The 12,295-nt window shown below is 45.7% G+C and carries 9 protein-coding genes, 1 pseudogene and 1 CRISPR repeat array (1 of these 11 cut by a window edge); of the genes and pseudogenes, 3 read left to right on the forward strand and 7 right to left on the reverse strand.

Translation table 11 applies throughout. From position 1 onward, the window contains the following. Positions 1 to 1,297: direct repeats of the CRISPR family, unit length 37 nt; unit sequence GTTTCAATCCCTAATAGGGGTTTAGTTTGATTGCGGC; it begins 1,526 nt to the left of the window's first position. A gap of 253 nt (positions 1,298 to 1,550) precedes the next feature. After that, entirely contained in the window at positions 1,551 to 2,261 is a 711-nt protein-coding gene (locus tag QUA80_RS23115; RefSeq protein WP_333427362.1) for a DUF547 domain-containing protein, read from the reverse strand. A gap of 229 nt (positions 2,262 to 2,490) precedes the next feature. Then, positions 2,491 to 2,637, reverse strand: a pseudogene (locus tag QUA80_RS33910) (pentapeptide repeat-containing protein); the annotation flags it as partial. A 261-nt stretch (positions 2,638 to 2,898) separates the two neighbouring features. On the opposite strand from QUA80_RS33910, the gene QUA80_RS23120 reads away from it, so the two are divergent. Further along, positions 2,899 to 4,377, forward strand: a complete 1,479-nt coding sequence (locus QUA80_RS23120) for a bifunctional orotidine-5'-phosphate decarboxylase/orotate phosphoribosyltransferase (RefSeq protein ID WP_333427363.1) — start codon at positions 2,899 to 2,901, stop codon at positions 4,375 to 4,377. Positions 4,378 to 4,597: 220 nt separating this feature from the next. On the opposite strand, the gene QUA80_RS23125 is transcribed toward QUA80_RS23120, so the two are convergent. Next, positions 4,598 to 4,744 (reverse strand): hypothetical protein, encoded by a 147-nt coding sequence (locus QUA80_RS23125; RefSeq protein WP_333427364.1) that lies wholly within the window; start codon positions 4,742 to 4,744, stop codon positions 4,598 to 4,600. 184 nt (positions 4,745 to 4,928) lie between these two features. After that, entirely contained in the window at positions 4,929 to 6,014 is a 1,086-nt protein-coding gene (gene leuB / locus QUA80_RS23130; RefSeq protein WP_333427365.1) for a 3-isopropylmalate dehydrogenase, read from the reverse strand. A 119-nt stretch (positions 6,015 to 6,133) separates the two neighbouring features. Between leuB and QUA80_RS23135 the strand changes: the two genes are divergently transcribed. Both QUA80_RS23135 and QUA80_RS23140 read left to right on the forward strand, forming a co-directional pair. Then, positions 6,134 to 6,955, forward strand: coding sequence for a Uma2 family endonuclease (locus tag QUA80_RS23135; RefSeq protein ID WP_333427366.1), 822 nt, complete (start codon positions 6,134 to 6,136; stop codon positions 6,953 to 6,955). 126 nt (positions 6,956 to 7,081) lie between these two features. After that, positions 7,082 to 8,287 carry a DUF4336 domain-containing protein gene (locus QUA80_RS23140; RefSeq protein ID WP_333427367.1) on the forward strand — a complete coding sequence of 402 codons (1,206 nt, stop codon included), beginning with the start codon at positions 7,082 to 7,084 and terminating at the stop codon, positions 8,285 to 8,287. Positions 8,288 to 8,444: 157 nt separating this feature from the next. On the opposite strand, the gene QUA80_RS23145 is transcribed toward QUA80_RS23140, so the two are convergent. From QUA80_RS23145 to QUA80_RS23155, 3 genes are all read right to left on the reverse strand, one after another. Continuing rightward, on the reverse strand, positions 8,445 to 9,086 hold the full coding sequence (locus tag QUA80_RS23145) for a HEPN domain-containing protein (protein ID WP_333427368.1): 642 nt from the start codon (positions 9,084 to 9,086) through the stop codon (positions 8,445 to 8,447). Positions 9,087 to 9,099: 13 nt separating this feature from the next. Beyond that, a complete protein-coding gene (locus tag QUA80_RS23150) occupies positions 9,100 to 10,347 on the reverse strand; it encodes a DUF262 domain-containing protein (protein WP_333427369.1) in 1,248 nt (415 codons plus the stop codon). A gap of 117 nt (positions 10,348 to 10,464) precedes the next feature. Further along, entirely contained in the window at positions 10,465 to 12,288 is a 1,824-nt protein-coding gene (locus QUA80_RS23155) for a metallophosphoesterase (RefSeq protein ID WP_333427370.1), read from the reverse strand. Positions 12,289 to 12,295 lie beyond the last annotated feature (7 nt).

Raw genomic sequence — 12,295 nt, forward strand, 5'->3', positions numbered from 1 at the left:
AGTTTGATTGCGGCAAATTGAACAGTCCGGGCAAGGACTCTGTAAACTCACCTGAGTTTCAATCCCTAATAGGGGTTTAGTTTGATTGCGGCGCTTGCACGGTAAATTCCGATTTTGCATATCTTGGCAAGAGCGTTTCAATCCCTAATAGGGGTTTAGTTTGATTGCGGCTCACCGCGTCCGCATCTTGAATGTCGATTTGCGGGCTGTTTCAATCCCTAATAGGGGTTTAGTTTGATTGCGGCCTGTATCGCCTGTAAATGTTCCGCCCTCTCCGGGAGTGTTTCAATCCCTAATAGGGGTTTAGTTTGATTGCGGCTCGATTGTCAAGTATCGAGTCCGCCGAATGCCAGACGGGTTTCAATCCCTAATAGGGGTTTAGTTTGATTGCGGCGCGAGAACCGACGGTCAAAGAATCTCAAGCAATCCTGCGTTTCAATCCCTAATAGGGGTTTAGTTTGATTGCGGCTCGATTTGCCCTTCTGCTTCGTCTTCGTCAGAGGAATGTTTCAATCCCTAATAGGGGTTTAGTTTGATTGCGGCCCATGTCTACTATCAAAAACCATCACAGTGAACTGGTTTCAATCCCTAATAGGGGTTTAGTTTGATTGCGGCCCGAGTCACTTCCATTAGAGCTATAACTGCTTAAGTTTCAATCCCTAATAGGGGTTTAGTTTGATTGCGGCAGTAACTGGAGCGAGAATTTTCCCGTCTTGGTCGTAAGTTTCAATCCCTAATAGGGGTTTAGTTTGATTGCGGCGCGAGCTGGCGACTTTCCATTTTTCCCCTTAATTAGCATTGTTTCAATCCCTAATAGGGGTTTAGTTTGATTGCGGCAACAGAAAGTATCTGCTTAAGAACGAATTGCCAGCGTTTCAATCCCTAATAGGGGTTTAGTTTGATTGCGGCGATTGCGGCTCAGCGAGTTTCGATCAGGCAAGCTAAAAACTGGAGTGTTTCAATCCCTAATAGGGGTTTAGTTTGATTGCGGCGACTTCAGTCAGCGAAACTTCATACATTCCCGGTAATTCGTTTCAATCCCTAATAGGGGTTTAGTTTGATTGCGGCATAACTCCCTCGCCCTCGCCGTCAGGGTCTGCTAGGTTTCAATCCCTAATAGGGGTTTAGTTTGATTGCGGCTAAAAATCAAAATTCGACGGTGGAGTTTTGGAGAGGGAAATATGCTCGTTTCAATCCCTAATAGGGGTTTAGTTTGATTGCGGCTTAAGCCAGGGCGTCCAATCAAACTTTTCTCGAAGTGTTTCAATCCCTAATAGGGGTTTAGTTTGATTGCGGCCGCCATATTTGAAAGCCTTACTCTATTTAGTTTTCAAGGTACATTTCCGTGAACCGATCTAAAAAGTACCATCTCAGCGATCGACCTGTCAAGAGGCACAATTTTCAACAGCGCTCAAAACCAATCACAGCAAGCATTACAGCGTTTCCGCGAACCTATTTTTTCCCAAAAGTGGCTCAACTCCTTACATAGCAAGCGATACAGCAGAAAAAAAACCACCCCCCAAAAAAACACCTACCCATTCCCGGAAAACTCAACCGTCAACCCGATTCAAATTCCAGTCGTAAGGCAAAAAAACGATCGCCCATCCATCGCCCACAGCAGCCTCGGGCCCCAAATAACCGCCCACATACTCAGCCACCGAACCCGCCGCCTTTACAAAATCCTCGCCGTACCACTTAAAAATCTTGCTCAAATAAAGCGTCTTTTTCTGGGCATCGTACCGCACCTTATCAGGATTGTGAATAAAACGGATCGCATCCGCTTCTAGTTGAGTCCGTACCGACTCGGGAAAATAAGCCCCCCGGCGCAGCAGCGGGCACCCGACAGAAGCGCAAACTAATGCAAAATGAATGCGCGGTTCGGCAAATTCCGGCCGCAAAATTGCGTGTTCGATTTGATTGAGACTGTACTTTTTGCCGCCAACAATCGTATTTGAACGGGTGAAAAAATCCAAAAAACTCAGCCAGTTGGGAATTCCCAAAACTTTGGGACGGATCGACGCGATCGGATATACTTCCAGAACTTGAGAAATTGCGATCGCATTGTACGCATTCAGCCACAACGCCAGCCGCGCATCCGCATCAGTAAAATCCGCCAAATCCACATCCGCCAAACTTTCCAGCCACCCCCTCAAAACATCCGCCGCCTCAGCTTTCCAGCGCCGATAATTGACGCGGCCCAAATCGTCAACGTAGCGTTGCAGCAACTCGTCCCAAATCGTAAAGTCGATCGTACCGATCATTTATTACTATCCATCATATAAGGCGGGCATTGCTTTAACTTCTGCTTCTATTTAATACTACCGTCAATCGATTTTAGATTTTAGATTTTAGATTTTAGATTGACCCCACGGATAAATGCGGGGCTTGAGGATTTTCGATTTTCGATTGATTCCACGGATAAATGCGGGGGCTTGTACCACCTTTGAAATTCTTGGTCAACCCAAATAACACCTGCAACGGTAGCATTTTTTAGATTAGCCCCCTCAAACGGGCTCTGGTTAAATTAACTTGAGTCAAATTAGCACCTTGTAAATTAGCTTGCCGCCAAGCAGCCCCGCTCAAATTTGCCTCTTGCAAATTGGCATTTGCTAAACTCGCCTGCGGCAGGGAAATGCCGGTAAAATCGCCGCCCGGACACTGGTTAGTTTACCACAAGTAATTGACTTGCTGCGGCTTAGGTGCAATCACCGGTGCAGCCAACCCGAAAATCAGTTGCAATAAAACTGCTCCCAAAGTTACAGATTTCCTGCTCTTTACCTTCTACAATTTTAAAAGATTCTTAATTTCAATTTCAACGGGGATCGGTTGATTCCGGCACAACATCCCTCCCACTTTCACCTGCAATTTTTTAATTTCCCCTTACCTCCCTAACACACTATGAGCGATCGAACCGACTTTTTCGATAAACTGTTAGCGGCTGTTGAAAAAAATCAAAGTTTGCTGTATCTAGCCCTCGACCCCGACCCGGAAACCTTGCCCCCGCAGGTTTCCATGACTGGGGAAGAGACTCAAACTTTTGTAACAAATTTGTTTTCACAGCTAAAAAGTGCGATCGACCAAACAGCCGATTTAATCTGTGCCTGCAAAATTACCCTCGGTTTTTACCAATCTCTCGGTATTCCCGGTTGGGCATTGCTGCAACAAATTTTAAGCATTATTCCACCTCACCTGCCAGTAATTTTAGATACCAAACACTGCGATTTAAATACGAGCACAGTCTTTGCCAAAATTGTATTTCAAGACTGGCGAGTTGACGCTATTACTTTAAGTCCCTATGCCGGATTCGACCAAGTAGCGCCATTTTTGTTATACGCTGGAAAAACGGTTTTTGTCCTCTGTGCCACCGCCAACGCCTCAGCGGCAGCTTTGCAAGAATACCCGACGCCAGAAAACCCTTTGTACTTGCAATTAGTCCGACTCTCTCAACTTTGGGGAACTCCCGAAAAACTCGGTTTAGAAGTAGGAGTAATGCCGGATATGTTAGCGCGCATCCGCAAAGAGGCTCCCGAACGCCTAATTTTAGTCGAAGGAGACATCGCCGAAGAAAATGACCTCACAGAAGAAAACGAACTCGCACAACTGCTGGCGGCCGGTTTAAGCAAGAATGGTGAAGATTTATTGCTGCCAGTCCCCCCGAGTTTATTAGCGGGGAAACAGCCGCGCCGAGAAATTGAGAAATTGCGGGATAGTATTAATCAACAGAGGCTGCGGGCGATCGAAGGTAGTCCCACTTGCGAACTGTGGCTGCCCGATGTTTGCTTTTTACAACCGGAACCTCACCACGATTTAATCTTGCAACTTTATGACATCGGCTGCGTAGTTTTTGGCGACCACGTACAAGCATCGGGCGCCGTATTTCCATATTACATCGACTTGCGGAAAATTATCTCAATTCCGCAGATATTCCACCAAATTGTCAGCGCTTATGCAGACATTCTTAAAAATTTAAAATTCGATCGCATTGCGGGAATTCCCTACGGTTCTTTACCCACTGCAACCGGTTTAGCATTGCGGATGGAACGCCCGATGATTTTCCCGCGCAAGGAGGTGAAAACTTACGGTGCAGGTAAATTAATTGAAGGGCATTTTCAGGCAGGAGAAACGATTGTCGTAGTCGATGATATTTTGATTAGCGGCAAAAGCGTGATGGAAGGCGCAGGCAAGTTAAAATCTGCCGGATTGAATGTGGAAGATATCGTGGTATTGATCGACCACGAACAGGGAGTCAAAGATAAGATGCAGGCCAACGGTTATCGCGCCCATTCTGTGTTAGCCCTATCGAAAATAGCTGAAATTTTGTATCGAGCAAATCGCATCGATACCGAGCAATTTCAGCTTTTGACAGCCGAACATTAAAGCCCAATTCCTGTAGGGGCGGGTTTTACCAACCATCTGGGAAAAAAATTAATAATCTTATCAACCCGCCCCCTCTCAACGGTAAGCCTCAATGTACACTTTTTCCCTTCGATTAAAGTCAAGGTTGATATAGGTTATTAGTTGTCTGGGGGCGGGTTTATGAGATTGTGCGTGCGCGTCGAATATTATTGGTAAAACCCGCCCCTACCAGGTAAATAAATCAACCTTGCAGAACTTCAATTAAAGCATCGCCCATTGCCCGACAGCCGACGAGTATCGAGCAAATCGCATCGATACCGAGCAATTCAATCTTTTGACAGCGGAACATTAAACGCCAATTCCTGTAGGGACGGGTTTTACCAACCATCTGGGAAAAAAATTAATAATCTTATCAACCCGCCCCCTCTCAACGGTAAGCCTCAATGTACACTTTTTCCCTGCGCTTAAAGTCAAGGTTGATATAGGTTATTAGTTGTCTGGGGGCGGGTTTATGAGATTGTGCGTGCGCGTCGAATATTATTGGTAAAACCCGCCCCTACCAGGTAAATAAATCAACCTTGCAGAACTTCAATTAAAGCATCGCCCATCGCCCGACAGCCGACGAGTTTCATGCCTTCCGACATGATATCACCAGTGCGATAACCTCGATCCAAAACTTCGACAACTGCTTGCTCGATTTTATTAGCAGCTTCCGGTTGATTTAAGGCGTAGCGCAGCATCATTGCCGCACTCAAAACTTGGGCGATGGGATTGGCTTTATCTTGTCCGGCGATGTCCGGTGCGGAACCGTGCACGGGTTCAAAAACTCCCGGCCCGGTTGCTCCCAAACTAGCAGAAGGCAGCATCCCAATACTACCAGTTAGCATCGCCGCCGCATCGGAAAGAATGTCGCCGAATAAATTGCCGGTGACAATCGTATCGAACTGTTTCGGCCAGCGAATTAACTGCATGGCTGCGTTGTCAACGTAGAGGTGAGAAAGTTCGACATCAGGGTATTCTGAAGAAAGGGCAATAATACGATCGCGCCACAGTTGCGAAACATCCAAAACATTCGCTTTATCAACAGAACACAGCCTTTTGCCCCGCTTCCTGGCAGTCTCAAAAGCCACTCGCCCGATTCTGTCAATTTCCGACTCGGTGTAAGCCATCGTATTGACACCGCGTTTTTCGCCTGTTTCCGTCTCAAAAATACCTTTCGGTTTGCCGAAATAAATGCCGCCTGTGAGTTCGCGGATTACCATAATATCCACGCCTTCGACAACTTCCCGTTTCAAACTAGAAGCATCAACCAATTGCGGTAAAATAGTCGCAGGGCGCAAATTTGCAAACAATCCCAATCCGGCGCGCAGTCCCAATAATCCAGTTTCCGGGCGCTGTTCGCGGGGCAAATTATCCCACTTGTAACCGCCGATGGCTGCCAACAATACTGCATCGCAGTTGCGGCATTTTAAGAGTGTTTCTTCCGGCAGCGGATTGCCTGTTGCGTCAATAGCAGCGCCGCCAATTAAAGCTTCTTGAAATTCAAAGCCGATGTCCAATTGTTGACCGACAAGTTTCAGGACATCTACCGCCACAGCGATAATTTCAGGGCCGATGCCGTCTCCTGGTAAAAGAGTGATGCGGTAGTTTTGAGTCATATCGATTTTGGAGTTTTGATTGTAGATTTGAGATTGAGAGTTAATGGGAATTCTTTAGAAATGCCAGACATTCTCACAAGGCTATAATCATATCAGGATAAGCAACCTCAGAATTCATTATGACATTCCCGACTTACCCGCCTGCTCAAGCTGAACCGCCTCTAGACCCCCGGCAGAGTTTGCCAACAATGTACGATTTACCTAGCGAAGATCCAAAGGAGCCCGGTTTGCCAGATACATTTCATTTAGATCAGCCGCAACTCTTGGAATTCACGTTTTTGCCGCCGGGATGGGATGCGGAACAAGTCTTTACAGCGAGTGACCTAAATTTGTATTACGATGCAACACAACCGCGCTGGCATAAACGCCCGGATTGGTTTGCTGCGGTGGGTGTGCCAAGGCTTTATCAAGGGCGCGATATGCGTTTGAGTTATGTAGTTTGGCAAGAACGGGTAAATCCGTTTGTGGTGGTGGAATTGCTATCGCCGGGCACTGAAGATGAAGATTTAGGGCGGACTGTTCAGCAAGCTGGGGAACCGCCGACTAAGTGGCAAGTTTACGAACAAATTTTGCGGATTCCTTACTATTTTGTGTTCAGTCGCTACACGGATGAATTGCGATCTTTTCATCTTGTAGGAGGCCACTATGAACCTGCAGAATTAATTGATGGGCGGTTATTTATTCCTGAGTTGCAGTTGAGTTTAGGTTGGTGGCAAGGCAGTTATAAGAGTATGAATCGGTTGTGGTTGCGGTGGTTTACGGCCCAAGGAGGGTTGATTTTGAGTCCGGGTGAAAGAGCAACGGCGGCGGAACGGCAACTGATAGAATCTCAACAGCAACTCATAGCATCTCAACAGCAACTGACAGAATCTCAACAGCGAGAGGAAAGACTAGCGGCGCGGTTGCGGGAACTAGGCATCGATCCTGAACAGTTGGTTTAATAGTTTTCGCACCCTGGCCTGGTGAAACCCCTTTTCAACTCCTCGAATCCGCGCAACAGGAGTGAAATAAGATAAAAATAGTTCGATCGCACGCACGTACAAAAAAATCGGCAAGGAGTCGCACCAGTGGCAGAGGGCGAAGGCATACCAACATCAGCACAGATTGATTCTCGGGACTATTCTTGGGTCTTTTGGCCCATCGTCCCCCTCTATCCCTACAGCAAGCGGCGCACCATCCGCAAGGAAATAGTCAAGGACACAATCTGGACTTTTGACCAACTACAAGGCATTTTCTACGTAGTCGTCCCGATTCGGATGACAGTAATTAAACTAGAACCCGAAGGCCTTCTCGTCTACGCCCCCGTGGCACCGACTCCTGAGTGCATCCGCTTGCTAAAGGAGTTAGTAGCAGAGCACGGCGAGGTTAAGTACATCTTGCTGACAACGGTTTCGGGCATCGAGCACAAAGTTTTTGTCGGCCCCTTTGCGAGGTGTTTTCCGGAAGCGCAGGTGTTTGTCGCCCCGCAGCAGTGGAGTTTCCCCGTGAATTTGCCGCTGAGTTGGCTGGGTTTGCCGGCGAAACGCACGTCTGTACTGCCCTTTGACAGCAGCAACACGCCGTTAGCCGATCAATTTGACTGGGCAATTCTCGGCCCCATCGACCTCGGTTTGGGCAGATTTGCCGAAGTTGCGTTATTTCACAGGATCTCGCGCACGCTGATGCTAACAGATTCCATAGTTTCGATTCCCGAAAATCCGCCGGCGATCGTCCAACTCGACTCGTACCCGCTGCTGTTTCACGCCAAAGACAGCGCCTCGGACAAGGTGGCAGACACTCAGGAAAATCGGCGCAAAGGGTGGCAGAGAATCGCCTTATTTGCCATGTATTTTAGCCCCAGCGTGCTGGAAGTGCCGCCGTGGTCGGAGGTATTTGCCAGCGCGCGCCAAGCGCCAGAACGCTCTAGAAAAGCTTATTTCGGGTTGTATCCGTTCAAGTGGAAAAGAGATTGGGTGCGATCGTTTGAGGCTTTGCGGGGAGGGGGGCGGTTGTTGGTGGCGCCGATTTTGCAGACTTTGATTCTCAACCGCGCGCCGAGGGAAACTCTCGATTGGGTGGATAAAGTGGCGAGTTGGGATTTTCAAAGGATTGTACCCTGTCATTTCGATAGTGCGATCGACTCCCGGCCTCGTGAATTTCGGCAAGCATTCTCGTTTCTGGAAAAACACTCGCCTGTTAATTCTTTACCCGAAGACGATTTTAAATTGCTGAGGCAGATTGATGCGGGTTTGAATAAAACCGGTTTGGTTCCGCCTGCGAAAGAGAAGGTTTAATCTAAAATTTTGCACCCTTCTGAATAAGCTGTTTGAGCACAGGCAAGATGCCTGTGCCACAAAAAAATAAAGTATTGTGGAACGGGCAAGATGCCCGTTCTTGCTAGAAGCCTACCAAAAAAATTAAACTCTTGACAATTGGTGTCGGTTTATTCATTTATCTCATTAAATTATCAATCAGCTCATCCACCCTCAAAAGTTCTTGAATAATTTGCTCCACCCTCCGCAGTTCATTTATAGGATTTAGGCTTCTAATAGTTTTCGGGGATGTAGCTGAAGTATGTGCCGCAACACCTCTTTCTTCCCCAAACGTATTCATGGTAGCCAGCCAAGCAGGATCTAAATCATCGGTATCTATTCCTATTGGCAAAAGCAACGCCAGAAGATTAGCTTCTTTGATTCCATGATTCTGGTCAATGACTCGCTTAAAACTATTAATAGCTAAATCTATTTTTTTGTTGATTTTTATTTTTTCCGGTGGCAAAGCTTTACTTCCCTTAGTTGGACTCAGTGTATCTGGTGGTGCTTCCATCATTTGACCAGAAAAGCCAAGCAAGCAGATTAAAGTACGGCAAGTCTTACCCTGACTATCCCAATTCTTTTTAGCATTAAGGGCTACTTCCCAAACTCTGTCTTCAAAATAAGCCTCAATTTCGGCATGAACTAAAACTCTGTAGGCAAGAGTTAAGGCTAGCTGCCGATCGGAATATGAACCTAGAGGATTAATCTTAGGAAGAAATTGTTTTTTTAACCTATTTAACTGCTGGGTTAGAGTACGAAATCTAACTGATTTTGGCATACCTCTCAATAACTTACCTCAAACCGTTAAAGATAATATGGTTATCTACGAGTTCAGGTACATTAAACTTTACATCCAAAACCTTTAACAAAGCTTTGCCCCACAGTGAGAGACGAGTATGAGTTGCGCGAATGCTAGTTGTGGTTTTCTCAACAGCTTCTCTGAATTCGCTATTAGATGATGAACATAACTCTTTAAAAGCTTTTTCCACAGCCGCCGGATTATTCTCAGCAGCTTCTCTAATAACTGGATCTGAAAAATAAAAAACCATTACATCTAAAATAGCTCGATTAAACTTACCTCGGTAAGTATTATCACTGCTCAACCACACGCGAAATATATTTTCTTCTCCAAATATTGTAGTGGTTGTTTGCACTGCCTTTTCAAATTGGCTAACTGTATATCTGACCTCAGTTTCTTTCTCTTTCCAATCCTTGTTGAGTTTTTTGCAAGTCATATCCAGGAACACTTTAAGATTACCGCGATAATCGGATAAAAAATGATGGAATCCTACATATCGCAGTAAGAATTCGACATCGCGCATCCGAGGATCGGGATTTTGGGATTTAAGTATTTTTCTTAAAGCCTGATTTTTAATTGATTCGTCATCTAAAAAATTGATGAAATCACCTGGATGCAATGCTTGCCTGAGTTCTTGTGGAGATAGCGGAGTATTTTCTACATTTAGACGGAGAAAAATTTTGTAGAGTAAACTTTCTGTATGCCAATTCCGAATCAATGTAGTACGAAGAGTTTGATTATCGAGTGCATCAAGTACAGAACTATGGAGAATATCGTTTTTTATATCCTCATGCGTACAACCATTGAGTTCAGGTCTAAATTCTAAGTTTTTCAAAGCAAAACTATCGTTGGGAGTTTCGCTCCTTCCATAAAATTGCAGAATCGTAAGCAAGCGTTGCTTGCCATCAAGAACTACAAATTTTCCGCGCTTTTTATCTTGAGAAGCCAAAACTATATCTGGAATGGGAAATCCCAGAAAAATTGATTCAATAAACCTGCTTTTGCGAGTTATATCCCAAGCATCTCGTCTTTGAAATCTTGGATTAAGTTGAATATTGTCACGAACAAGTTGATCGAGTATGGTGGCTGTCGTCCAATCATTCCCAGCTACAATAATTTCGGAAATTTCGTCTAATACTGATTTGGGATTACCATTAGATTCAAGCTCATAATCTAGAGCTTCATCTTCCTCATCAAAGCTTACTTCTTCTTGTTTTTCTAAGAGGTTGAGTTCAGGCATGACCGCGCTCTACTGGGTAAGTTTAATTTGGATGCAGTATACCTAAGTATAGCAGAAGTCAAAAGCCTTAAGTTATCATAGCAGTAACTAATTTATCGATTATGAAAACGAGCGCTTTTAATTTTTACGGATTTTTAAGCTAGATGGCGAATTTTTCAACTTAAACTCATCAAACTTCACCACTTCCGACTCCGGTTTCCGCGTATCAAAATAGTAGCTGCTAACCGTACCCTCCCCCGTATCAAAAATAGTAAAAGCCGTAATATCATTGCTATCAATATACGGCAGCGGCCGCCCATCTTTCCCCAACAAAGGCGCAACAGTCGGCACCACAGGTTCCAATCCGTTCGGGTCTCCAATAGCGCTGTAATCTTCCCGATATGCCGGCGGCACAAATCGGCGCTTTTCCCCCACAAAAGCACCGTAACTGTTGCCGACATTAGAAGTCTCCAAAAAGTGCATTCCGCTGGAACTTACAAACCGATTCCACAAGTGCGAATGTCCGTAAAATACCAACTGCACCCCTGCTGTTTCTAGCAGCGGCACTACATCCCGAATCAGATAATCTTGCTGTTTCGGATACTCGTAACGCACCATGTTAATCTCGCCATCGAGAGCGCGATCGACTATTTGCACTGGATCGGTATAAGCAGGTACAATATTGTCACCCAGAGAATGCGGCGGGTGGTGAAACATCACAATTTTATATTTTGCCTGCTGGAATTCCGCACTCTTTAACTCTTGTTGCAGCCAATTATATTGAGCGCTGCCCTTGACAATCGGCTCAAAAATATGCTGTCCGTATCCCCATTTTTCGGGATTATTAAAATCTTCTTCTCGTTCGCGATACCTGCCTCTGGCACCCGGATCTAAATTCGGAGTCCGCCAAATATTCGTAACATACAAAGTAACTAACCGCACGTCGCCAAAAGTCACAGCATAGTAATTTTTCCCTCCCGGTAAATTGAAAATTTCGTCATAGGTATCGCTATTAAAACTATTGTTTTTCAGCCAAATTTCGCGCACTGAAGGGTCATTATTGGGATTCCAAGATGCAGCACGTTGAGCGTATATTTTCTCGGCAGCGGCGCGGGGAAAAGGATCGTTAAATTGGTCGCCGAGTGTGCTGTTGGTTGCAAAGCGACCCATGATTTCGTGATTGCCAATGGCGGGAAATAAAGGCGCGTGTTGGATCAGTTCGCCGCCGCTGTAAACGGTTTTGATGCCGTTTTTGTCGAGTTCTGAAAATGCGCGACCTTGCAGGGCGGGAAAGAAGGCGCGCCCTCGGTAGTCGTCAAACCATTCAGAAGCGCGATCGGGTATATTAATTAAATCCCCTGCCATAAAAACCGCGTCAACTCTCGCAATTGTTTCGGCTACTTTCTGGAGATTTGCTGCTGTCATAGGCATCAATTGATGGTCGGAAGTGAGGAGAATTTTGAGCGCAATTCCTGCTGCTGGTGTCGGAGAAAGAGTGAATATTTTGCTGCTGACAGATGCGCCGTCTTTCCTTTCGCTGGTGACTCGATAAGGAATGCGAACACCGGGCATTAAATTGGGGACTTCTGCTTCATGGCGCCAGATGTCGCGGACAATTGGATTGCTGTCAATTATGCTTTGTTTCATTTCATCGGAAATGCGCGAGTCTTTGTCTTCGCGAGTGCGGCTTAGCTTGGTAGTATGTGCGGCCGCAATTTCATTCATATTTTCGCCGTAAGCAACTGTGTTGCGAGTACCGGCAAACTCTGTGAACCAGACAACTCGCACCGAGTTTGCTGTTGGGAGTTGCAAAAACGGATCGGTTAAAAGCTGAGGTTTGTTAAGGTAAGATGGCATCATGAAACCTAGCAAGAGGACAATCAAAATCAAACCGGCAAAAAACCAGGGATTGCGAGAATAACTTTGAGAAAATTCTACTTTATTAGGCAAAGGCGTTAACATACGTCAT

It is taken from the genome of Microcoleus sp. F4-D5 (genome assembly GCF_036704885.1).
Classification (GTDB): domain Bacteria; phylum Cyanobacteriota; class Cyanobacteriia; order Cyanobacteriales; family Microcoleaceae; genus Microcoleus.

Coding starts and splice junctions, on each gene's coding strand:
- QUA80_RS23115 (WP_333427362.1), bottom strand. CDS start 2,261: ATGATCGGTACGATCGACTTTACGATTTGGGACGAGTTGCTGCAACGC.
- QUA80_RS23125 (WP_333427364.1), bottom strand. CDS start 4,744: ATGGTTGGTAAAACCCGTCCCTACAGGAATTGGCGTTTAATGTTCCGC.
- QUA80_RS23150 (WP_333427369.1), bottom strand. CDS start 10,347: ATGCCTGAACTCAACCTCTTAGAAAAACAAGAAGAAGTAAGCTTTGAT.
- QUA80_RS23120 (WP_333427363.1), top strand. CDS start 2,899: ATGAGCGATCGAACCGACTTTTTCGATAAACTGTTAGCGGCTGTTGAA.
- QUA80_RS23155 (WP_333427370.1), bottom strand. CDS start 12,288: ATGTTAACGCCTTTGCCTAATAAAGTAGAATTTTCTCAAAGTTATTCT.
- QUA80_RS23145 (WP_333427368.1), bottom strand. CDS start 9,086: ATGCCAAAATCAGTTAGATTTCGTACTCTAACCCAGCAGTTAAATAGG.
- QUA80_RS23135 (WP_333427366.1), top strand. CDS start 6,134: ATGACATTCCCGACTTACCCGCCTGCTCAAGCTGAACCGCCTCTAGAC.
- leuB (WP_333427365.1), bottom strand. CDS start 6,014: ATGACTCAAAACTACCGCATCACTCTTTTACCAGGAGACGGCATCGGC.